The sequence below is a fragment of the Rhizobium sp. SRDI969 genome (assembly GCF_025152725.1).
Lineage (GTDB): Bacteria > Pseudomonadota > Alphaproteobacteria > Rhizobiales > Rhizobiaceae > Rhizobium > Rhizobium leguminosarum_I.
The window spans coordinates 176,326-199,043 of sequence record NZ_CP104037.1 but is presented as its reverse complement, the minus strand read 5'-3'; the positions used below and the strand labels follow the sequence as shown (position 1 = coordinate 199,043).

Below are 22,718 nucleotides of genomic sequence, written 5' to 3'. Positions count from 1 at the left end.
CCTCAGGCCAGCATCGCGGCGTTGTTCTCGAAGCCGCGAAGGGCTTCGGCAGTCGCCGTGCGCGAGAGGTCGTCGACTGCGGGTGCGGGCGCGCGAAAGCGCGTGACGATGACCGGCTTCGGCGCATAGACCGGATCGGGATCGAGTGGATGGGGGCAATTCGAGAGGCCGATGATCATGTCCATTTCGGCGCGCAACTCGGTATAGTCGCCGCTGTTGGAGAGCTTGCCGCTCCAATGGAAGCCGCCGTCATCGTCGACGCGGACCGGGGCGAAGAGATTGAGAATCGCAGGAATATCGCGCCTGGTGAGACCAAGCTTGCCGGCGACGAGCACGAGATTGTCGCGGGTATTGCGGGTCTTGATGCCGGGATATCTTGCAGCGTTCGACGCTGCCGTCGAGCCGCCCATCAGGCAGTCATGCGCGCCGGAACTATCCTCGATCAGCGAAAACATCACCCGGCCCATATCCGAGAAGATGACGCGGCCCTTGCCGAGGGCGGTCGTCCACTGCACCTTGACCGTGTCGACGAGATTGAGCCGTTCGCTCGTATCGGCAGCGTTCCAGGCGACGAGCACCACGGTCGATCCGCCTTCGTTCTGGTCAATGCGGAGCGCCTCGCCGCGCTTGACCACAGCCGACCAGTACCAGCCGCCGGGGATGGTTTCCTGATGGATGATCGCAGCCGCGTCGATTGCGGGAGCGGGCAGGGGGCTCGGCGCCGGCAGGGCCTTCGGGGCAAATTCCAGCCCCTTCTTCTGATGTTCCTCGTAACGCTGCCGGTTGGCGGCAATTTCTTCGGGCGAACGCCTGACATGCATCATGGTTTTTCTCCTGACGGACTGGAAGCCGGGTCGTCCCGGCGAAGGCCCAGAGAAACGACCGGGCCGTCCCGGTCGGGGCTGAAGATGGAGGGCGCGCCGGCAAGCCTGGGCGGCCAGATCGAAATGTCCTTGGTGATCGTCGCGCCGTAGCGCTCTTTTTCCTCCGGGCGGTCACGCTTGCGCTCAAAGGCGACGACCCGCGTCGCCAGCGTGAAGGCCTCGCGCATGTCGTGCGTCACCATGACGACGGTCATCTGGGTTTCGTGCCAGAGCCGCTTCATCAACGTGTGGATCTCGGCGCGAATGCCGGGGTCGAGCGCGCCGAAGGGCTCGTCGAGCAGCAGCACCTTCGGTTTCATGATCAGCGCCTGCGCCAGCGCCAGGCGCTGCTGCATGCCGCCTGATAGTTGCGCCGGATATTTGCCCTCGGCGCCGGAAAGGCCGACTTCGGCAATCAGCCGCCGCGCTTCGTCGATAGCGTTGCGACGGGCTGCGCCGAAAAGCTTGGCCTTGTAGCGAGACGCTGAGAGTTCCCGCCCAAGCAGCACATTGCCGAGGACAGTCAGGTGCGGGAAGACGGAATAGCGCTGAAAGACGACACCGCGATCCGGCCCCGGCTCCTGCGGCAGGGCTTCGCCGTCGAGCAGGATTGTCCCTCGCGTCGGCCGCTCCTGGCCGAGCAGCATGCGCAGGAATGTCGACTTGCCGCAGCCGGATGGGCCGACGAGAGCGACGAAGGCGCGCGAGGCGACCGTCAGCGACACGTCTTCGAGCACGATCTGGTCGCCATACTCTTTCCAGACCTTTTCGATCACCAACTCGCTCATGCCTGCTTCTCCAGCTCGGACCAGGGGAAGACGGCAATGCGGATGCGGTCGAGGATATAATTCATGACCACGGCGAGCAGCGTGATCCAGACGACATAGGGAAAGATGATGTCCATCGAGAGATAGCGGCGGACGAGGAAGATGCGGTAGCCGAGGCCGGAATCTGACGAGATCGCCTCGGCCGCAATCAGGAACAGCCAGGCCGGACCGAGCTGAAGCCTGAGGCAGGTGATCAGCCGCGGCAGGATCTGCGGCAGCACGACACGAAGGCCGATCTGCCAGGAGGAGCCGCCGAGCGTTTCAGCCTTGACGATCTGTTCGCGCGGCAGTTCCAGCGCCTTCAGCGCGAGGTCGCGGATCATCGTCGGCGCAACGCCGATGACGATCAGCGCGATCTTCGAGGCTTCTCCGAGCCCCATGGCGATGAAGAGGATCGGCAGCAGGGCCAGCGGCGGCACCATGGAAATAACCGCAACGAAAGGGGAGAGCAGCGCTCGGAGATACGGCAGCATGCCGATCAGCATGCCGATGACGAGCGCAATGATCGTGGAGATGCCGAGTCCGGCAAACAGCCGGACCAGGCTCGCGCCCGTATCGGACCAAAGCAGATATTCTCCGGTGCGCGGATCGGCGATGAAGGCCAGGCGATCGATCGCATCGGCAAAACCGGCAAGACCGGGCAGCAGCTTGTCGTTGGCGTTTTCCGCCAGCCGCGCCGCCGAGCCGACCGTGTAGGCAACGATCAGCAGCACGAAGGGCAGCAGCGTCAAGGCAAGCTGCGCGCCCCGGCTCGGCCTCGTGTTGATCCAGCGCATGAGGAAAGCTCCGCTGATGAAGGTTGGGCGGCGCGGTCAAAGCCGCGCCGCTGCTTTGAGATCGCTCAGAGCGAACCGTCGGCGGCTGCCTTCATGTAGGTCGCGGTGAAACGCAGTTTGACGTTGCCGCTATCGCCGAGGATCTTGCCATCCGGCATTTCGATGCCGATGACGTCGGCCGACGGCGCACCATTGCCGAGCAAGCCCTTCTCGAACAGGAAGTTACGAACGAGATCCATGGTCTTCGGCAGGCTGCCCGAGGCAGTGAAGGCAACGGCATCGGCCGGCTTGGCAAACAGCTTGGTGGCGGCGAGCTGGGATTCGAAGCCCTTGAGATCGGTGCCCGATGCCTGGCCCATCGCCTCGCGTGCGGCCTTGCCGTCGGCGCTGTCGGCGGTCAGCAGTGCCGCGGTTTCATACCAGATGCCGGCGAGCGCCTCGCCGAAATTCGGATTGTCCTTCAGCACGCCTGAATTGGCGACCATCAGGTCGATGATTTCGCCCGGCACCTGCGAGCTGTCGAAGACCTTCTTGGCCGTGGGATCCTCGAGAATGGTCGAGACCAGCGGGTTCCAGGTGACGACAGCGGCCACGTCAGCCGTTTTGTAGGCGGCGACCATATCGGCGTCGGACGTGTTGACCACCTTGACGTCACGCTCGGTCAGCTTGATGCTTTCGAGCGCGCGGGCAAGCAGATAATGCGAGACGGAAAATTCGACGAGATTGACGTTCTGGCCCTTGATGTCGGCAAGGCTCGTCTTGTCCTTGAGGATGACGGCATCGTTGCCGTTCGAGAAGTCGCCGACAATAACAGCTGTCGTATCGACGCCGCCAGCAGCCGGGATTGACAGGCCGTCCATGTTGGTGAGGGTCACGGCGTCGAAGGCGCCGGCCGTATACTGGTTCATCGATTCGACATAGTCGTTGAACTGGGTGACTTCGATCTTGATGCCGTATTTGTCGGCCCATTTCTTGACGATGCCGTGATCGGCGGCGTAGCCCCAGGGCATCCAGCCGACATAGATCGACCAGGCGACCTTGAAATCGGTTTTCTGTTCGGCCTTGGCGATGGAGCCGAGTCCCAGCGCCAGGGACGCCGTCAGGGCGGTAATCGATAGAATCTTCGAAAAAGTCTGCATTGAAATTCCCCTTTTGCTTTTCTTCAAAAGGGATCGGCAATGACCATCGTGCCGCCAATCCCTTGGCTTACGAGGTCTCCCGGGCTTTTGTCCCGCCGTGCACCCGGCGGGATGTCTCCCTCGCCGGTGGCAGCTCTCGGACCAGCCACGCCTTGCGACGCCGGAACCCTAGCCACCAACTCTGCAAATGTCGAAGCAAAGGGTGTGCCAGTATTATAAGGCATTGATTTCATTGAGATTGCGATGGCATCAATTCTCTCGGAAATGCATAGTGCATGCACTTGCACATAAAATGTGCGCATTCTGCCGCCAGCTTAGGCGTTGGTTCTTTTTTGCCCAGTGAAAAACAAGTCGCAGGCAGACGCACAGAACGCCGAATTGCGGCCGGCCCTGAGCTAGTTGCGGAAAGCGCCGGCGGGCATCGTCGTCACCAGCCGGATATCGCGGCGGAAATTCGACGGCGACATGCCGGCGATGTGGCGGAAGGACTTATTGAAGGCGCTGATCGAGCCGAAGCCGCTGTCCATCGCCACCTGCAGCACATTTGCGCCCTCGCTCATCAGCATCGCCTGGGCGCGCGACAGCCGCAGCAGTGTCACATATTTGCTGAGCGTCATGCCGGTCGATCGTTTGAACAGGTTCATCGCATATTTCGGATGCAAGTCGGCGGCACGCGCGATGTCGACGGAATCGATGTCGTGCAGGAAATTGGCGGCGATAAAATCGCACATGCGAGCCACGCTGCGCGAGGAATGCGGATGCGGGTGATCCCCTTCGAGATTGACGGTTGCCTGCGACGTCATCGAATAGGGTTCGAGCGCGATGCGCTCGATGCGCAGCAGCAGCTCGTCGACGGCGTGCTGGGCCTTGGGGGGGTCGCCTGAGTTGGCATAGCGGAACCAGCGGGTGAAGTTCTCGTTGTCGGCGGCGTCTGTTGCCGATGTCAGCAGCGTCTCGCCCTTCATCAGCCGGCTAGAAACGCTGATCGGCAGGCGCAGCCGGAAGAAATAGACGAGCGGCAGATGGGCGCCGGCATAGAGCGAATCGTCTGAGGATTCATCCATCTGATGCGGCTGGCCACCCCAGAAAAGGCACATTTCGCCGGCGTTCAACCGGAATTCATGGTCGCTCATGCGGTAATGAACGGTGCCGCGAATCACGTAGTTGACCTCGACCTGCGCGTGCCAGTGCGGCATGGCCATAACAGGCGGATGAGCGTGAAATATTTGCAGCGCCGTCGGCAATCCCTCGATGCTGCTTGCGCCGGGCTGATAGATTGCACGCGTACCGATCTTACTTTCCGCCAAATCCATGTTCCCTTTTTAGGAGACAGCCGCTCCCTTGCAGATAGTTTAACCGCGTTCGTAAGATCGGCAATTGAAAAGGGAGGATTTTCAATGCGCTTCAAACTTCTCGCTGCGACCGCAGCTGTCGCAGTGCTTGCTTCCGGCTCCGCATTCGCGCAGTCGGCCAATCTCACCATCTGGAGCTGGAATGTCGCTGCATCGGCATTGAAGTCCACGCTTCCAGGCTTCAACAAGCAGTTTCCCGATATCAAGATCACCGTCGAGGACCTCGGCAACAGCCAGGTCTTCGACAAGACGCTGGCAGCGTGTGCTGCCGGCGGCGACGGCTTGCCCGACATCGTCAGCATCGAGAATTTCGAGGCTGAAATCTTCTGGAGCCGTTTCCCGGATTGCTTCGCCAATCTGAAGGAACTCGGCTACACGGCCGATATCCAGGCGAAATTCCCTGACTTCAAGCGCACCGAGCTCGAGGTCGGCGATGTCGCTTACGCCATGCCGTGGGATTCCGGCCCGGTCGCCGTCTTCTACCGCCGCGATCTCTACGAAAAGGCCGGCGTCGATCCGAGCACGATCAGCACCTGGGACGATTTCATCGCCGCCGGCAAGAAGATTTCCGCCGCCAATCCCGGCGTCGTCATGGCCCAGGCCGACTTCAACGGCGACAGCGAATGGTTCCGCATGATCGCCAATGAACAGGGCTGCGGCTATTACTCGACCGACGGTCAGAATATCACCATCAACCAGCCGGCCTGCGTCGCCTCGCTGCAAAAGGTGAAGGAAATGAAGGACGCCGGCACGCTGACGGCGGCAAACTGGGACGAAAAGATCCAGGCCAATACCGCCGGCAAGGCTGCAAGCCAGCTGTATGGCGGCTGGTACGAGGGCACCGTGCGCTCGACCTCTCCCGATCTGAAGGGCAAGTGGGGCGTCTACAGAATGCCGAGCCTGACGGCCGATGGCCCGCATGCGGCCAATCTCGGCGGTTCGTCGCTCGCCATTTCGGCGACATCCGCGAATAAGGAAGCCGCCTGGAAATTCGTCAACTACGCCCTCGGCACAGATGAGGGCCAGATCACCATGCTGAAGGAATTCGGTCTGGTCCCGTCACTGCTTTCGGCTGAGAAGGATCCATTCGTCAACGAGCCGCAGCCCTATTGGGGCGGCCAGAAGGTCTGGGCGGATATTCTGGCGACACTGCCAAAGATCGTGCCGAGCCGCGGCACCGCCTTCCAGAGCGATGCCGAAGCCATCTTCAAGGCAACGCAGACGAAGTTCTTCGCTGGCGGCTATCCCGATGCGAAGGCGGCTCTCGACGATGCCGCCAAGCAGATTGCTTCGGCCACCGGTCTTCCGATCGCGCAATGAATGACGATGCCGGGCGCTTCAGGCGTCCGGTTTCCCTCCGGTTTGCAAAGCGGCCGGTCATTCGTTCGTGAGGAGGAGGCTTGATGCCGTTCAGAACCCGGAGCGCCTATGCGTTCCTCGCCCCCTATCTGCTGGTCTTTGCCACCTTCTGGGTCTGGCCGATTATCAATTCGTTCCTGATTTCGTTTCAGAACACGCGAATCAATCCGTGGAAATTCAGTTTCCAGGCCAATTGGGGCCGGCTCTTCTATGACCCGGCTTTCTACAACGCTCTCTACAATACGCTGATCATCCTGGTGATCCAGGTGCCTGTGATGATCGCGCTTGCGACAGTCATGGCCGTGCTGCTCAATTCGCCGCTGCTGAAAGCGCGGCCGCTCTTCCGCTTCGCCTTCTTTGCGCCTGTCGTGGTCGGCGAGGTCGCCTATGCTGCCGTCTTCCGGCTGATGTTCAGCCTCGATTTCGGCATCATCAACAAGCTGATCTCGGCTGTCGGTCTCAGCCCGATCTCCTGGTTCGACAATGCAAATGCCGCCATGGCCCTGATCATCCTCGCCGTCACATGGCGCTGGGCCGGCTACAACGCCATCATCAACCTCGCCGGTCTGCAGTCGATTCCCGACGATGTCTATGAGGCGGCGACGCTCGACCGGGTGAGCAAGGTCCAGCAGTTCTTCCACATCACCCTGCCGCTCCTCAAACCGATCATCCTCTTCTGCGTGGTGCTCTCGGTGATCGGCACCATGCAGCTGTTCGCCGAGCCCTTCTTGATCACCAATCGCGGCGGTCCTGGCGGCGGCACCGAGACGCTCGGGCTGCTGCTTTATCGCCAGGGCTTCACCTCGCTGAACTTCGGCTATGCCTCGGCGATCGCCTATACGATGGCCGCCCTTGCCGTGGCGATCTCGCTTTTCAATCTCTGGGTCGGGAGGGATCCGAAATGAAATCCAAATCGCAATCCCTTCTGCTGCGCCAGATCGCGTTGCATGCCGCACTGGCGCCGCTGGCGCTGATCTGGCTGTTTCCGCTCTGGATGATGTTCGTGTTTTCGACCATGCCCGACAACGGCATCTTCAGTCCTGACATCGTGCTCTGGCCGTCGACCAACTTCGTCGAGAATTTCAAAAACCTGCAGGCCGATACCGATTTCATCGGCGCGATGGTGATCTCCATCGGCGTGGCGCTCATCTATACAGTGCTCTCGGTGCTGCTGACCTCGATGGCGGGCTGGGCGCTGGCGCGTTACCGTTTCGTCGGCCGCTCCGTCGTGATCGCCATCATCCTCGGCACAATCACGCTTCCGTTTTCGGTGGTCGTCATCCCGCAATTCATCATGGTGGCGCGCGAGTTCAAGCTGGCAAACACCTGGGTGGCGCTGATCGTGCCACCGCTGTTCAATTCGCTCGGCGTGCTGTTCATGCGGCAATCCTTCTCGATGATGCCGGGCGAGCTCTTCGATGCGGCCCGCGTTGAGGGCGTCAAGGAATGGCAGATCTTCCTGCGCATCGCCCTGCCCTTAGCGCGTCCGACCATGGCCGCATTGGCGATCATTCTCTTTCTGCATTCGTGGAACAATTACCTCTGGCCGCTGCTGATCAATTCCAGACCGGGAATGATGACGGCGCCGGTGGCGTTGGGAACGCTGATCGGCCTCACCAAGGTCTCCTGGGGCGGCATCATGGCTGGCGCGGTACTGCTGACGGCGCCCATCCTCGTCATCTTCGTGGCTCTTCAGCGCCATTTCATCGCCGGCATCGCGGCCGGCGCAATTAAATAATCGGGGAGGCCGAATGGCAGAGCTTTCACTTACCAACATCGTCAAGCGCTTCGGCGGCTTTGAGATCATCCACGGCGCCAATCTGGAGGTGAAGGACGGCGAATTCGTCGTCTTCGTCGGCCCCTCCGGCTGCGGCAAGTCTACGCTGCTCAGGATGATCGCCGGCCTCGAGGACATTACATCAGGCGAGCTTCAGATCGGCGGCAGGGTCGTCAACGATGTCGAGCCGGCCGATCGCGGCATCGCCATGGTCTTCCAGTCCTATGCGCTCTATCCGCACCTGACGGTCGAGGAAAATTTGAGTTTCGGCCTGCGCATGAACGGCAATCCGAAGGCCGACACCGAGCGGCGCGTGCGCCATGTCGCCGAGATCCTGCAGATCACCGAACTGATGAAGCGCCGGCCGAAGCAGCTTTCCGGCGGTCAGCGCCAGCGTGTCGCGATCGGCCGCGCCATCGTCCGCGAACCCCAGGTCTTCCTGTTCGACGAACCTTTGTCGAACCTCGATGCAGAACTCCGCGTGCAGATGCGCGTCGAAATCTCCAGGCTGCACAAGAAGCTCGGGACGACGATGATCTACGTCACCCATGATCAGACGGAAGCGATGACGCTCGCCGACAGGATCGTCGTGCTGCGCGCCGGAAATATCGAGCAGATCGGCGCGCCGCTCGACCTTTACGACGATCCGGCGAACCAGTTCGTCGCCGGCTTCGTCGGCTCGCCAAAGATGAATTTCCTCAAGGCCATGGTGGTGGAGACGCAGCCGGGCAGGGCGTTGATCGCGCTCGAAAGCGATGCCAATACGCGCCTGACGCTGCCGGTCGCCGATCCCATCGAAGCCGGCGCAAAGGTGACGCTCGGCATCCGTCCCGAACATTTCGTCGATGCGGGCACAGGCAATGCCGACCTCACCGTTACCATCGACGTCGCCGAACATCTTGGCAATACCAGCTACATCTACGCCACCATCGGCCCCGAGCAACTGATCATCGAGCGGCCGGAATCGCGCGTCGCCGGCAATCGCGAAACGCTGACAGTCGGCCTTCCCGCAAGCCGCACATTCCTTTTCGACGGCGCCGGCAAACGGCTTCGCTAAACTAAAATCCCAGGACAGAAAGACGAAAGAGGATTTTCCATGACTTCAGATCAACCGATCCGCTGGGGCATCATCGGTCCCGGCACCATCGCCCGCACCTTTGCCGACGGCGTCGCCCATTCTCGCACAGGAAAGCTGGTGGCGATCGCTACCCGCAATCCGGCAAAGTCGGGCCTTGCCGAAGGTTTCCCCGGCGCCCGCATCGTCGATGGTTACGAGGCGCTGCTCTCCGACAATGAGATCGATGCGATCTATATCGCTGTCCCCCACACCGGCCATGCCGAATGGGCGATCAAGGCGGCACGCGCCGGCAAACACATACTGGTGGAAAAGCCGATCGCGCTCTCGGCCTATGATGCCGAAGCCGTTTACTACGAAGCGAAAAAGGGCGGCGTCTTTGCTGGCGAGGCCTTCATGTACCGCGTGCATCCGCAGACGCAAAAGCTGGTCGAACTCGTCAAAAGCGGCGTCATCGGCACCGTTCGGATCATCCGCTCGAGCTTCGGCTTTAATATGGGCAGCTACAAGCCGGAACACCGGCTTTTCGCCAACGATACCGCCGGTGGCGGCATTCTCGATGTCGGCGGTTATCCGGTCTCGATGGCCAGACTGATATCAGGCGCCGCAGAGGGCAAGGCCTTCCTCGAACCGGAGAAAGTTTCGGGCGTCGCCCATCTCGGAGAGAGCGGCGTCGATGAATGGGCATCGGCCGTGCTCAAATTCCCGAACGAGATCATCGCCGAAGTCTCCTGCTCGATCATGGCGCAGCAGGACAATGTACTGCGCATCATCGGCTCGGAAGGCCGGATCGAGATCCAGGACTTCTGGTTTGCCTCCGGCCACAAGGGCGGCGTCGGCAAGATCGAGATCTTCAAGGGCAGCAGCCGAGAAACCGTCGAACTGAGGGAAGACCGCTGGCTCTATTCCTTCGAGGCGGACGCGGCCGGCGACGCCATCCGTGCCGGCAAGACCGAATTCAGCTCTCCCGGCATGAGCTGGGCAGATTCGATCGGAAACTTGCGTGTGCTCGACCAGTGGCGTGCCTCGGTCGGCCTCGAATACGGCGTGGAGAAAGCCAACAAGCGCACGGCAAACATTGCCGGCGGCGCGGTCGTGCGCGGCAACAGCGTTCCGCAGCGTCAGATTCCCGGCATTTCCAAGCCGGCCTCGGTCGTCACACTCGGCTTCGAGTTCTTCCCGAATTTTGCCGCCGCCTCGCTGACGCTCGACGCCTTCTACGAGGCCGGCGGCAATGCCTTCGACACGGCCTTTGTCTATGGCGGCGGCAAGACGGAGGCGATCTTCGGCGACTGGCACACAAGCCGCAAGGTGCCGCGCGAGGAGATCGTCCTGATCGGCAAGGGCGCGCATTCGCCGCTCTGCTATCCCGATATGATCGCAAAGCAGCTCGACCAGTCGCTTTCCCGGCTGAAGACCGACTATGTCGACATCTATTTCATGCATCGCGACAATACCGACGTTCCCGTCGGCGAGTTCGTCGATGCCATGGATGCCGAGGTCAAGCGCGGACGCATCCGCGGCATATTCGGCGGCTCGAACTGGACGCGGGCCCGCTTCGACGAAGCGATCGCCTATGCCGAAAAGACTGGCAAGGCGGCGCCGGCAGCGCTTTCCAACAACTTCTCGCTCGCCGAGATGCTCGATCCGATCTGGGCCGGCTGCGTTGCCGCTTCCGATGACGACTGGAAGAAATGGCTGAACGAGAAGCAGATCCCTAACTTTGCCTGGTCGAGCCAGGGCCGCGGCTTCTTTACCGACCGCGCCGGCCGCGACAAGCGAGATGACGAGGAGATCGTCCGGGTCTGGTATTCCGAGCGCAACTTCGGACGCCGCGACCGCGCTATCGAGCTTGCCAACAAGCTCGGCCGCAATCCGATCCACATCGCGCTCGCCTATGTGATCGCCCAGCCTTTCCCGGTCATTCCGCTGATCGGGCCGCGCACCGTCGCCGAACTGGAGGACAGCCTCTCGGCCCTCGACATCAAGCTCACACCCGATCAGGTGAAGTGGCTGGAAGGCTGACGCAACACGAAAGGGCGCGGTTTGAGCCGCGCCCTTGCATTTCTACTTGCGCGGCTCGGATGCTTTCTTCCTGGACGCGTCGTCCATCAGCTCATACCACATGGCGTTGAGGACGGCGAAGGCGGCGGCCAGCGGCAGGCCGAGGATCCATGCGAAATACCACATCGTTTCATCTCCCTCAGAGCAATTCCAGGAAAACTGCGAAGCGGTTTTCCGTCCGGAATTGCGTAAAAACAAAGGTTAGAGCGGTTCTGCCGAACCGCGCTAGTATGCGTGGCTATTTTTATCGGTGACGGACTTCTCATCGACCTTGCCCCACAGAACCTTGTAGACCCAGGCTGTGTAGGCGAAGATAATCGGCAGGAAGATCACCGTCACTACAAGCATGATGAACAGCGTCATGTGGCTGGAGGATGCATCCCAGACCGTCAGGCTCGATCGCGGATCGAGCGAGGAGGGCAGGATGAATGGGAACATCGACAGCCCGACCGTCGAAATGATCCCAAAGATCGCCAGTTTGCTGAAGAGCAGCGTCATGATCTCGCGCCTTGCACGCAAGGCAGTGAAGGCCAGTGCCGCGCCCACGAAGCCGAGGACGGGCGCGACGATCATCCACGCATGGGTGGCATAATTGGTAAGCCATGCGCCTTTCTCCAGCGCCACAGTCTTCAGCAGCGGATTGGACGGGCCGATCGGACTGATATCGCTGGTGATGCGATAGCCACCGACGCCGATCCACAGGAAGAGGCCGCCGAGTGCGAAAAGCACGATAACGGCAAGGGCGGCGACGCTGCCATAGCTTCTGGCACGCTCGGCGACCGGGCCACTCGACTTCAGCACCAGCCAGGCCGCACCATGCATCGTCAGCATGGCCAGGGAAAGCAGTCCGCAGAGCAGCGCATAAGGGTTGAGCAGGGCGAAAAACGAACCTTCGTAGAAGATCCGCATATCGTCGGCAAAGCGGAAAGGCACGCCCTGCAGCACATTGCCGACGGCAACGCCGAAGATCAGCGACGGCACGAAGCCGCCGACGAAGAGTGCCCAGTCCCAGCCATTACGCCAATTGGCGCTTTCCCGCTTAGACCGATATTTGAAACCGACCGGGCGCAGGATGAGCGCGAACAGGATCGCGAACATCGCCAGATAGAAGCCCGAGAAGGAGACCGCATAAAGCGGCGGCCAGGCGGCGAAGATGGCGCCGCCGCCGAGGATCAGCCAGACCTGGTTGCCTTCCCAGGTGGCGCCGATGGTATTGATCGCCACGCGCCGTTCCGGATCGGTCCGGGCAACGAAGGGCAGCAGCGTGCCGACGCCGAGATCGAAACCGCCTGTCGTCGCAAAGGCGATCAGCAATACGCCGAGCAGCAGCCACCAGATGAGACGCAGGGTTTCATAGTCGATGAGTTCGTGAAGGATCATGGCAGGTCACTCCGCGGCCGGGACGAGGGTTTCGGAAATCAGAACCGCTTCCGGCTCGTCGTCCGGCTCCGGCCCTTGCTTGATCGCCTTGATCATCAGGCCCATCTCGATGACGATCAGCGTCGTGTAGAGTGCAGCAAAACCGATGATGGTCAGAAGCACGGTGCCTGCGCCGAGGCTGGAGACGGCAGTGGCTGTCGGCAGAACGCCTTCGATCACCCAGGGCTGGCGGCCAAACTCGGCGACGACCCAGCCGAGTTCGATGGCAACCCAGGGCAGCGGGATCGCCAGCACGGCAACCTTCAGAAGCAGCGGATATTTGTCGAGATGGCGGCGCGCCGACAGCCAGAAGAAGGTGGTGGTCAGCAGGATGAAAAAGATACCGAGGCCAACCATGATGCGGAAGGACCAGAAGAGCGTCGGCACGTGCGGGATGGTATCACGTGCGGCCTGAACGATCTGCTCGTCGGTCGCCTGGCGCGGATCGTCGACGTAACGCTTCAGCAGAAGAGCGTAACCGAGATCGTGGCCGAGATCCTCGAAGGAGCTGCGCACTTCCTGCGCAATCTGGTCCTGTGTCGGTGCCGAACGGATCTTCAGCAGCGCGTCGTAAGCCTTGATGCCATCGCGGATCCGGATTTCGGCCTGCTGTTCGAGCTTGTCGATACCGGGGATTTCGGTCGTCAGCGAGCGCGTGCCGATCAGGCCCATGACCCAGGGAATGTGCACGGCAAAATGCGTTTCGCGCGCCTCCTGGTCGGGGAAGCCAAAGGCGGTGAAGGCCGCCGGTGCCGGTTCCGTCTTCCACATGCCCTCGATTGCCGCGAGCTTCATCTTCTGGTTCTCGGTCGCGAGATAACCGCTCTCGTCGCCAAGCACGACGACTGATAGAGCCGAGGCGAGGCCGAAGGAGGCGGCGACCGTCATCGAGCGCTTGGCAAGTTCGAGATGCCGGCCTTTGAGGATATACCAGGCAGAAACGCCGAGCACGAAGATCGAGGCGCAGACATAACCTGCCGACACCGTATGAACGAATTTCGCCTGGGCAACCGGGTTGAAGACCACATCGAAGAAGCTTGTGATCTCCATGCGCATCGTCTGGGGATTGAGCGCCGAGCCGACGGGGTTCTGCATCCAGCCATTGGCGATCAGGATCCAGAGCGCGGAAAAGTTCGAGCCGAGCGCCACCGCCCAGGTGGCGACCAGATGGCCGACCTTCGACAGCTTGTCCCAGCCGAAGAAGAACAGCCCGACGAAGGTCGCCTCGAGGAAGAAGGCCATCAGGCCTTCGATCGCCAGCGGCGCTCCGAAGATGTCGCCGACATAATAGCTGTAATAGCTCCAGTTCATGCCGAACTGGAATTCCATGACGATGCCGGTGGCGACGCCGATCACGAAATTGATGCCGAACAGCGTGCCCCAGAATTTCGTCATCTGCCGCCAGATCTGGCGGCCGGTCATGACATAAACGGTTTCCATGATCGCCAAGAGCACGGACAGGCCGAGCGTCAAGGGCACGAACAGAAAGTGGTAAAGCGCCGTCAGCGCAAATTGGAAGCGCGAAAGTGCTACGATATCTAGTTCCATTGTCTTTCTCCCACGGTCCCACGGGATACAAGCGTTCCTCAGCGCCGATCAGCGCTCAGGGCATGCGGTCTCGCTCAGTCCGGCCGAAGCCGGTCGAGCGCCTTTTCGAACGCCGCCTCTCCGCGGCGCGAAATTTCTGTGATGTGACCGCCTTCGATGACGGCGATGCGGTCGGCAATCGCAGCCTCGCGGCGGATATGCGTGGCGATCACCAGCGAGCGGCCCGCCGCCATCGCGGAAAGACGGGCGAGCACGTCGCGGGCGGTGACACCATCGAGGCCCTCGGTCGGCTCGTCGAGCAGCCAGAGCGGCGTGTCGCGCAAGAAGAGCCGGGCAAGCGCCAGCCGGCGCGACTGGCCACCGGAAAGGCCGAGCCCGCCTTCGCCGAGCGGGGTATCGGTCCCCCCCGGCATGGCCTCGATATCGGCAAGCAGCCCGGCGGCGGCGAGCGCTTCGCGAAGATGGGCCTCGTTCGCGTCCGGGTTTGCAAGGAGCAGGTTGCCGCGCAGGCTGTCCTCGAAAAGCTCCGTCCGTTGTGTCAGCAGCGTCGCCGCCATCGCGGCAACGCTTCCCGTCCTTGCCGGCAATTCCCCGGAAAGGAGGGCAAGCAGGCTCGACTTGCCGGCGCCGCTGCTACCGATGACGGCGAGGCGTTCGCCCGGTTGAAGCGTGAGTTCGATATCCTCGAGCGCCGGCACGGCGGAGTTTTCATGGAAGGCTGACACCTTCGCCAGCGAAAAGGCGCATCCCGGCAACGGCACTGCCAATGGTTCGGGTGCCGCCGCGACGGCAAGCCGCGGCGCGATACGCTTTGCCGCAAGCAGCGTCCGCCCAAGTTCAAGCGCGCCGCGGCGGAGAGCTGCGAAGGGTTCGACTGCCGCAAAGGCGACGAGCAGGCCGAGTGCGGCGACAGGAGCGGGAATCACCTTCGTTTCCGCAAGCGCCGCAACGGCAAGCAGCGATGCCGTCAGCAGCAGGGTCGAGACAAGGCCGAAGCCGAATGTCAGGCCGGTTTCGACACGGTTCAGCCGGTCGTCGGCGAGGGCCGAGTAGGCGTCGGCCGCAGCGATGGTACCTGTCTGCGCGGCAAGGCGGCCGGCCATCACCAGATCGGTCTGGCCGGCAACGAGATCGATCGTCCGCGACCGCAGCGCCTCGATGCCATGGGCACGTCGGCGGGCATGTTTGCGCGCCGCCCGCCCGGCGGTCAGCGGCAGGCCGAGGCCGGCACCGGCGAGAAAAAGGCCGAAGCACAGACCGAACAGGGGATGCATCAGACCCAGCACGACGCTTGCCGCCAGGGCTGCACCGATCGCGACTGCAGCCGGCACGAGGATGCGCAGGTAGAGGGAATCGAGCGCATCGATATCGGCCGTCAGCCGGAAAAGCAGCTTTGCGGGACGATGCAACAGCGTGCGAGCCGCACCCGGTTCGGCAAAGCCGCGAAACAGCCTTTCGCGCAGGGCGGCGAGCACGCCGAGCGTTGCGTCATGGGTCGCCAGCCTTTCGCCGTAGCGCGCGGCCGTACGGATGATGGCGAGCAGGCGAATGCCGGCTGAGGGCGCAAAGACGTCGAAGGTGATGGCGGCAGCGGCCGAAAGCCCGGCGAGCGAGGTGGCGGTGATGAACCAGCCGGACAGGCCAAGCAGGGCGATGCCGGCTGTCACCGTCGCTGCCGAAAGTGCTGCGCCAAGCAGCAGCGCACGCCGGCGCTCGGCAAGGAACAGACGCAGGATCGGCTTGAGGTCTGCAGCAAATCCGCTCATTCGGCGGCCTCCCTCATAACGATGTCGGCATCGATGCGCATGGCGCGATGCATGCGGGCGGCAAGCAGCGGATCGTGGGTCGCAACGAGCAAAGTGCGGCCCCTGGCGAGCGAAAGCAGGCTGTCGGTCACCTCGGCGGCGGTGGCTGCGTCGAGATGCGCGGTCGGCTCGTCGGCCAGGATGATTCGGAGATGCGGATTGCAGGCTGCCCGCGCGATCGCAAGCCGCAGCGCCTCCCCGCCGGAAAGCCCGATCCCGCCTTCGCCGAGCGGCCGGTTGCCATAGGCGGCGGCGACTTTTCCGAGCCTGGCGGCGTCGAGCGCTTCCGTCACGTCGCTGCGCAGGAGACCGGGCCTGCCGAGCGTGATATTGCCGGCGATGGTGCCTGCGAAAATATGCGGTCTCTGGCCGATCCATACCATGCTGGCGCGCAAGGCGTGGGCGCTGTCTTCCGCAAGTTCGATGCCGCCGATGACGATGCGGCCAGCGGTGCAGGGCGCCAGTCCTGAAATCAGCGAAAGAAGCGTCGACTTGCCGGAACCGCTGGCGCCAAGAAGCGCCAGATGTTCGCCGGCCGCGATATCGAGGTTGAAATCGTCGAGGATCAACTGTTCAGTGGCGGCGTAGCGGAAATCGACATTCTCAAGACGGATGGCCGGCGCCTCGGCGACGGCAGAGACCGCTGGCGCGACATCGACTGCTCCTCGAATGGACAGGCCGCCGGCAGCGAGGGTGTCCAGGGCCTTCAGCGCCGCTTCGCCCGCCGCTCGATCATGCCAGACGGCCGAGAGTTCGCGAAGAGGCTCGAAGAAGGCAGGTGCGAGCAGCAGGATGAACAGTCCCTCGGTCAGGTCGAGCCGACCTACCCAAGTGCCGAAGCGGATCTCGCCGAGCAGGCTGAAGCCGACATAGACGGCAATCATCGCCACGCCGAGCGCGGCGAAAAGCTCAAGCACCGCCGAGGACAGAAAGGCGATCTTCAGCACAGCCATGGTGCGCACACGCAGCGACTCCGCCTCCGACCGCAGGCGCAGTGCCGTTCCATCGACTGCGTCGAGCGCACGGATGGTCGCCAGTCCGCGCAGCCGATCGAGCAGGAAGCCGTTGAGGCCGCCGGTCGCGACGAGTTGCCTTTCGCTGGCCGCTTGAGCGCGCCAGCCGATCAGGGCCATGAAGATCGGGATCAGCGGCGCGGCAAACAGCAGAACCAGCGCGGCGATCCAGGAGACCGGCAGGATGAAGGCAAGAATGATGAGCGGCACGAGGCTCGCCTTCATGCGTGCCGGCTGGAAACGGGAGAGGTAGGGCACGATCAGTTCGGCCTGTTCGCCAAGAACGCTTGCGGCTTTGCCGGAGGCTGGCCGGTCGCGATCGATCGGCGACGATGTGGAAAGCGCCATGACGGCGATCTGCCGCCTGCGGCTGAGCTCGGTGCGTGCGGCATGAAAGGCCAGGCGCCCGCCCGCCGCGTCGAGACAGCTTTTTGCGATCCCGAGAAGAAGGATGCCGAAGGCGGTCCAGAGGACGCCACGCAATCCGCCGCCATCGGCGATGCGGCCCACCGAGACGGCCAGCAATGCCGCCTGTGGAATCCAGAAAGCGGCGGCCAGCGCCTGCAGCATCGCCGCCCTGCGCAGCCCGCTTTTCGCTGTGTCACGGCCGGGCGAAACGGCACCACCATTCCGGGGCCGAGCCTCTGATCTGTCTCTTGCGTCGAAAAAAGCAGTGCCCATGGCGCTAACTCTTGTTCGCAGGATTCGGCCGGCGGCTGCGGCCGAGCGAAACCACCCGGTCCTTGGCCTCCAGAAGCTTCGTCACTTTCGCGCCCAAAGAGAGTAGCGTTGCAAGCCTTTCTGTTTCAAGTTGTTTTACATCTTCATACCAATGCGTCAGCTGCTCGATCAGCGTGTGCATCTCACCCATGCGCTCCTGCGCATAGCGCTCGGCGTCGCTGGCCGGCCGCTGCATCAGGATTTCGCGTAAGACAGACAGCGTCGGATCGACTTCGCGCTTCTTCCGTTCCTCTGCGAGCGTCCGCAAAATGTACCAGACATCATCAGGCGTGGTGAAGAAATCGCGGCGATCGTCAGGCTTGTGTTTCAGGATGACGAGGTTCCAGGCCTGCAACTCGCGCAGGCTCATCGACACATTCGAGCGTGAGATGCCGAGAGAATCGGCGATCTCCTCGGCACAGACGGGTGCTGGCGAAACGAAGAGCAGGGCATAGATCTGACCGACCGTGCGGTTGATTCCCCAGCGCGATCCCATTTCGCCGAAATGGAGAACGAAGGACTGGACGAGAGGCGGAAGGTTCATGGTCGTTTCCGTTGCGTCTGTGATTTCAGAAATTTCTGAAATCACTATACTGACCTTCGTGTTCCTCCGGCAATCGGCAAGGCTGGCCTGCGTCAATTTGGATGTTCCTTCGTTGATCCTTGGCTAGATGTAGCCGGACGCGACGTGGCTGAATTTGACTTGGATCAAATCCGTAGCGCTTTGCAGCGACGACGCAAAAACGCCCGGCGATGCGTTACGCATGCCGGGCGTTCTGTCGGATTGAGATATCTAGGCCGCCGCCTGGTTTTTGTTCAGAAATGCCGTCAGGCTCAGATCAAGCCGGCCAGAAGGCCGATACCTGATATGGTGGCAATGCCACCGGCCGTGCGCGTCACGAAAACGCCCTGACGTTCACCGGCGCGGCCGATGACGTAACCAAGCGCAAGGCCGGCGAAGTGCAGCAGTGCGGTTGCGATCAAAAAGCCGGCGGCATAGGCGGCGCCGGCGGCATTTTCCGGCATTTCGGCGCCATGTGCGTGACCGTGGAAGATGGCGAAGACGCCGATGACACCAAGTGCTGCGGCCAGCGGCGCCTTGACGTTGAGCGCGACGACGGCGCCGAGGACGACGACGGAAAACGCGATGCCGATTTCAACGAAGGGAACAGCAATGCCGGCAACGCCGAGGGCACCGCCGAGCGCCATCACTAGGACGAAGGTCGTCGGCACGAGCCATGTGGCGCGGCCACCGTGCTGAAATGCGAAAACACCGACCATCACCATGGCAAGGACGTGATCGAGGCCAGACATCGGATGGGCAAAGCCATGGCTGAAGCCGGCAGCCTCGCCGATCGCGGGGTGGGCGGAGGCGACCGCTGGAAGCGCTGCGGCAGCCAAGGCAAGCAGGCCGCTCTTGATTGCTGATTTCATTGCTCATTCCCCTCGTGAGTTTTCGAATATCCTGCGGCCGCCGAACACCGGCATGGTTCCAAGTCGCACAGATCACGCTAGTTCAAAGAATTGGGGCCGTCAACGAAAACTCCATGGAATATCAAGCCAATTCAAGTGCTTATCTGATGGGCAGATGCCGCTTTCGTTAGCTTCTGCCAGCGCCCCGCGACTCAAGATCGAACTGGAAACCGTTCCCCACAGGGTTTATCAGTCGTCCAGCGGAGACGGTGCAAATCGCTGCGATGGAGGAGACACCCATGACGAATACCGAACGGCCGCTGGCGATCAGCGCGCCCGAGCCGCGTACGCTCGAACTGATTTTCAGCGACGAGGCGCGCGCCGAACTGCATACGAAATACGAGATCGTCGAGGCCGATCCCGTGAATGTCACCGGGCTCGGCGACGAGATCCTCGGAAGCGCGCGCTACATCATCGGCCAGCCGCCGCTTTCGGCCGAAACGCTGGCCAGAATGCCGGCCTTGCGCGCGATCCTCAACGTCGAAAGCAATCTTCTCAACAACATGCCCTATGAGGTGCTCTTCCAGCGCGGCATCCATGTGGTGACGACAGGCCAGGTCTTTGCCGAGCCGGTCGCCGAAATCGGCCTCGGTTTCGCGCTGGCCCTAGCGCGCGGCATCGTCGACGCGGATGTCGCTTTCCGCCATGGCACGGAACTCTGGGGCGGCGAGGGGAATGCAAGCGCGCGGCTGATCGCCGGCTCCGAGATTGGCATCGTCGGCTTCGGCGATCTCGGCAAAGCGCTGCGCCGGGTCCTGTCTGGCTTCAGGGCGCGGATCAGGGTGTTCGATCCCTGGCTGCCCCGCTCGATCCTCGATGAAAACGGCGTCGAGCCCGCAAGCCTTCAGGACGTCCTGACAAAGAGCGATTTCGTCTTCGTCGCCGCCGCCGTCACCAGCGAAAACAGCAAATTTCTCGGCACTGAGGCTTTCGCCAGCATGCGCAAAGGCGCGGCCTTCATCCTGCTCAGCCGCGCCGATGTCGTCGATTTCGATGCGCTGATGGCGGCCGTCTCGTCAGGCCACATCGTCGCCGCGAGCGATGTCTACCCCCAGGAACCGTTGCCGACTGACCATCCGGTGCGAAGCCTGAAAGGCTTCATCCGCTCGGCGCATCGGGCTGGCGCCCTCGACAGCGCCTTCAAGAAGATGGGCGACATGGTGCTCGAAGACATGGACCTGATGGATCGCGGCTTGCCGCCGATGCGCTGCAAACGGGCGGAACGCGAGACGGTTTCCCGCATGCGTTCCAAACCGGTCGAAGTGAATTAGAACAGAATGCCAACGTGACGCGCCGCCTCAGGCGGCGCGCTGCTCGGCACCCTGGATCGCGGCAAGCTTCCAGTCGGCGCCAGACTTGCGCACGAAGGTCCAAACCTCGGTGCTTTCACTCGGACGGCGGTCGTCGCCGGAAACGACGCGGCCGCTGTCGCGTTCGACCATGGCGTCAACCGAGGAATAACGCATGGCGAGCGTCGCGTATTCCTGACCGTCTTCCCGCCAGGCCTCGGCGATATCGCCCTGCAGCAGCTTAACGTCGGAGACGCGGTTGCGCACGCCGTTGGTGGCGTTTTCGCCGAGTTCCTCGGCAAGATAGGACATCGCCTCGGGCGTCGTCAGCCGGCGCAACGTTCCGTAATCCTCGGCACCGTAAGCGGTCTGCACTTGGGTCAGCAGTTTCTCGAACTGATCGAGATCGGCCTGCGTCAGCCCGATCTCGTCGCTCGGCCGATTGCCGCGCGGCCCGCCGAAACCGCTGCCCGACCCGATCGCCGGGATCTGGAAGGACGACTTATTCGTCGGCGGCATGCTATAGGACTGGCTCTGGCCGCCAACGCCGTAGGAAGGCTGGCGGCGGTTGGCGAAATAACGCATGGCGAGCATGACGGCGCCGCCGATCAATGCGATCTGCAGCAACATGCCGAGGAAGCCGAAGCCGCCGCCGAAACCGTGGCCGAGCAGCATGCCGAGAAGGCCACCGGCAATCAGGCCGCCGATCATCGAGCGGCCGAAGCCGCCGAAGAAACCGGGGCGCTGAGCGCCGAAAGGCTGCTGAGCGGTAGCAGGTGCCGTCGTCTGCGGACGCGGCGTCATCGACCGTTCGATCGGCGCTGTGGGGGCAGGTGCGGTGCGGGTGACAGGCGGCGCCTGAAAGGTGCGCGTGCCGCGGCTTCCGAAACCGAAGCTGCCGGCGCGGCGCGCCTCGGCATCGTCGAGGGAAGCAAAAACGGTGGCGCTCGTCAGTGCGGCAATTGCCGCGATCTTGGCAAAACGCGAAACGGCACTCGGCATTCCTGATCTCCTGTCATGCACAATCACGGCATGTCGGGACCTAATATAGGTAGTCTTTCCCCCGTGTGAAGTTCTTCGGCTGCGTTACTGGCAGACGTCGACCCAACTGGCGCCGGTCAGCTCGGCCAACCGCCCAGTTTTGATCCGCACGGCCGAGTTCGTCGAGCCGGCCGCCGGCACGACTTCATCGAAGCGTTTCAGCGAGATGTCGCAATAGATGGGCAGCGGCGAAGGCAGGCCGAAGGGGCAGACGCCGCCGACCGGATGGCTTGTGATCGCCACGACCTCTTCGGCGCCGAGCATGCGCCCCTTGGCGCCAAAGGTGTCCTTGAATTTGCGATTGTCGAGCCTTGCCGTACCGCCGGCTACGACCAGCATCATCTGCTCGCCGACGCGCAGGCAAATCGTCTTGGCGATCTGCGCGGGTTCAACGCCGTGGGCTTCGGCGGCAAGCGCCACCGTCGAGGAGCTCTCGGCGGTTTCGATGATTTCGATATCGGGTGCATGGGCGCGGAAGTAGGCGCGGACGGATTCAAGGCTCATGGAACGGATGTGCAAAATGATGATCGGAAGATGCGGGATGCGATGGATGCAAAACACCAAGGATGATTCCGTAACTCAAAGTTCCAGGCGTTTCAATCAAAGCGTGGCGAATTGCGTTTGGAAGATGGACCTCTTGGCCCTGTAGAGATCCGTGATGGCATAGTCAGAAGCCTGGTGCCTTCACGGCGGCAAGCCGGCCGGGATGATTTGCCTTGAAACCATCCCGGCCGGATATTCTCCGACAACATGAGCGAGGCGTCGATCTATTCATCGGACAGAGCGAGGTCCCGGCGCAGCCATGATGGAAAAGAGTCGAGGCTGCTCACCATGCGACGACGTCTCCATCGGGCAATGATGCTTGCGACGAGAATCTCTCGAAAGCTAAATCGCGAGCAAAGCTCGCTCATGGATTTCGCCAGGCTCTCGCCGGCGTGCTGATTGTTCATGATCAATTGCGGTCAGAATTCTGAACCGCCCTTCTCTCAAACCTGAAGATCGCAGCGCCATGGCGCGCGGACGTTGCCGCGCCCGGGCGCTGCATGCGAAACGGGTGCCGTCTTCGGATGGTGAAGCTTGAAAGGTCTCGGATTGAATCGAGGGTAAGGAGCTTCGGAAGCCTATGCCAAAGAGGCGTTGGACGAGGAAATATCTGTCATTGCACGCCTCCATTCTTG

20 protein-coding genes and 1 riboswitch are annotated in these 22,718 nt (G+C 62.1%); of the genes, 6 read left to right on the top strand and 14 right to left on the bottom strand.

The window, feature by feature from the left end:
* Nucleotides 1-2: 2 nt before the first annotated feature.
* The 5 genes from N2A41_RS28095 to N2A41_RS28075 form a co-directional block, all read right to left on the bottom strand.
* Nucleotides 3-824 (bottom strand): urea amidolyase associated protein UAAP1, encoded by an 822-nt coding sequence (locus tag N2A41_RS28095; RefSeq protein ID WP_260111761.1) that lies wholly within the window; start codon nt 822-824, stop codon nt 3-5.
* Nucleotides 821-1,651 carry an ABC transporter ATP-binding protein gene (locus tag N2A41_RS28090; protein WP_260111760.1) on the bottom strand — a complete coding sequence of 277 codons (831 nt, stop codon included), beginning with the start codon at nt 1,649-1,651 and terminating at the stop codon, nt 821-823. Before N2A41_RS28090 ends, N2A41_RS28095 begins: the two co-directional genes overlap by 4 nt.
* A complete protein-coding gene (locus N2A41_RS28085) occupies nt 1,648-2,466 on the bottom strand; it encodes an ABC transporter permease (protein ID WP_260111759.1) in 819 nt (272 codons plus the stop codon). The genes N2A41_RS28090 and N2A41_RS28085 overlap by 4 nt, the downstream gene beginning before the upstream one ends.
* A gap of 65 nt (nt 2,467-2,531) precedes the next feature.
* Nucleotides 2,532-3,605, bottom strand: a complete 1,074-nt coding sequence (locus N2A41_RS28080) for a putative urea ABC transporter substrate-binding protein (RefSeq protein ID WP_260111758.1) — start codon at nt 3,603-3,605, stop codon at nt 2,532-2,534.
* A gap of 74 nt (nt 3,606-3,679) precedes the next feature.
* Nucleotides 3,680-3,788, bottom strand: a riboswitch (guanidine-I (ykkC/yxkD leader).
* Nucleotides 3,789-4,000: 212 nt separating this feature from the next.
* Nucleotides 4,001-4,918, bottom strand: coding sequence for a helix-turn-helix domain-containing protein (locus N2A41_RS28075; protein ID WP_260111757.1), 918 nt, complete (start codon nt 4,916-4,918; stop codon nt 4,001-4,003).
* 84 nt (nt 4,919-5,002) lie between these two features.
* On the opposite strand from N2A41_RS28075, the gene N2A41_RS28070 reads away from it, so the two are divergent.
* The 5 genes from N2A41_RS28070 to N2A41_RS28050 all read left to right on the top strand — a co-directional run bounded on the left by N2A41_RS28070 (nt 5,003) and on the right by N2A41_RS28050 (nt 11,193).
* Nucleotides 5,003-6,277, top strand: coding sequence for an extracellular solute-binding protein (locus tag N2A41_RS28070; protein WP_170256862.1), 1,275 nt, complete (start codon nt 5,003-5,005; stop codon nt 6,275-6,277).
* Nucleotides 6,278-6,360: 83 nt separating this feature from the next.
* Nucleotides 6,361-7,221, top strand: a complete 861-nt coding sequence (locus N2A41_RS28065; RefSeq protein ID WP_260111756.1) for a carbohydrate ABC transporter permease — start codon at nt 6,361-6,363, stop codon at nt 7,219-7,221.
* Complete coding sequence (locus tag N2A41_RS28060; protein WP_011649800.1) at nt 7,218-8,054, top strand: carbohydrate ABC transporter permease; 837 nt, start codon at nt 7,218-7,220, stop codon at nt 8,052-8,054. The genes N2A41_RS28065 and N2A41_RS28060 overlap by 4 nt, the downstream gene beginning before the upstream one ends.
* Before the next feature lie 13 nt (nt 8,055-8,067).
* Nucleotides 8,068-9,150 (top strand): ABC transporter ATP-binding protein, encoded by a 1,083-nt coding sequence (locus N2A41_RS28055; RefSeq protein WP_260111755.1) that lies wholly within the window; start codon nt 8,068-8,070, stop codon nt 9,148-9,150.
* A gap of 39 nt (nt 9,151-9,189) precedes the next feature.
* Entirely contained in the window at nt 9,190-11,193 is a 2,004-nt protein-coding gene (locus N2A41_RS28050) for an aldo/keto reductase (RefSeq protein WP_260111754.1), read from the top strand.
* A 42-nt stretch (nt 11,194-11,235) separates the two neighbouring features.
* Here the strand turns inward: N2A41_RS28050 and cydX are convergent, their stop codons facing one another.
* From cydX to N2A41_RS28015, 7 genes are all read right to left on the bottom strand, one after another.
* Nucleotides 11,236-11,358 (bottom strand): cytochrome bd-I oxidase subunit CydX, encoded by a 123-nt coding sequence (cydX, locus tag N2A41_RS28045; protein ID WP_170256866.1) that lies wholly within the window; start codon nt 11,356-11,358, stop codon nt 11,236-11,238.
* A 99-nt stretch (nt 11,359-11,457) separates the two neighbouring features.
* Entirely contained in the window at nt 11,458-12,612 is a 1,155-nt protein-coding gene (gene cydB / locus N2A41_RS28040) for a cytochrome d ubiquinol oxidase subunit II (RefSeq protein ID WP_170256867.1), read from the bottom strand.
* A 6-nt stretch (nt 12,613-12,618) separates the two neighbouring features.
* A complete protein-coding gene (locus N2A41_RS28035; protein WP_260111753.1) occupies nt 12,619-14,199 on the bottom strand; it encodes a cytochrome ubiquinol oxidase subunit I in 1,581 nt (526 codons plus the stop codon).
* A gap of 74 nt (nt 14,200-14,273) precedes the next feature.
* Nucleotides 14,274-15,965, bottom strand: coding sequence for an amino acid ABC transporter ATP-binding/permease protein (locus N2A41_RS28030; protein ID WP_260111752.1), 1,692 nt, complete (start codon nt 15,963-15,965; stop codon nt 14,274-14,276).
* Nucleotides 15,962-17,698, bottom strand: a complete 1,737-nt coding sequence (gene cydD / locus N2A41_RS28025) for a thiol reductant ABC exporter subunit CydD (protein WP_260111751.1) — start codon at nt 17,696-17,698, stop codon at nt 15,962-15,964. The genes N2A41_RS28030 and cydD overlap by 4 nt, the downstream gene beginning before the upstream one ends.
* 4 nt (nt 17,699-17,702) lie before the next feature.
* Nucleotides 17,703-18,281 carry a GbsR/MarR family transcriptional regulator gene (locus N2A41_RS28020; protein WP_222386053.1) on the bottom strand — a complete coding sequence of 193 codons (579 nt, stop codon included), beginning with the start codon at nt 18,279-18,281 and terminating at the stop codon, nt 17,703-17,705.
* A gap of 290 nt (nt 18,282-18,571) precedes the next feature.
* Nucleotides 18,572-19,171, bottom strand: coding sequence for a HupE/UreJ family protein (locus N2A41_RS28015; protein WP_260111750.1), 600 nt, complete (start codon nt 19,169-19,171; stop codon nt 18,572-18,574).
* A gap of 278 nt (nt 19,172-19,449) precedes the next feature.
* Here N2A41_RS28015 and N2A41_RS28010 point away from each other — a divergent pair, with 278 nt between their 5' ends.
* Nucleotides 19,450-20,481, top strand: coding sequence for a hydroxyacid dehydrogenase (locus N2A41_RS28010; protein WP_260111749.1), 1,032 nt, complete (start codon nt 19,450-19,452; stop codon nt 20,479-20,481).
* Between the two features lie 27 nt (nt 20,482-20,508).
* Here the strand turns inward: N2A41_RS28010 and N2A41_RS28005 are convergent, their stop codons facing one another.
* Nucleotides 20,509-21,501: a Tim44 domain-containing protein gene (locus N2A41_RS28005; RefSeq protein ID WP_260111748.1), complete on the bottom strand. Its 993-nt coding sequence runs from the start codon at nt 21,499-21,501 to the stop codon at nt 20,509-20,511.
* 84 nt (nt 21,502-21,585) lie between these two features.
* Nucleotides 21,586-22,044, bottom strand: coding sequence for a YbaK/EbsC family protein (locus N2A41_RS28000; protein WP_222386049.1), 459 nt, complete (start codon nt 22,042-22,044; stop codon nt 21,586-21,588).
* Nucleotides 22,045-22,718: the final 674 nt, after the last annotated feature.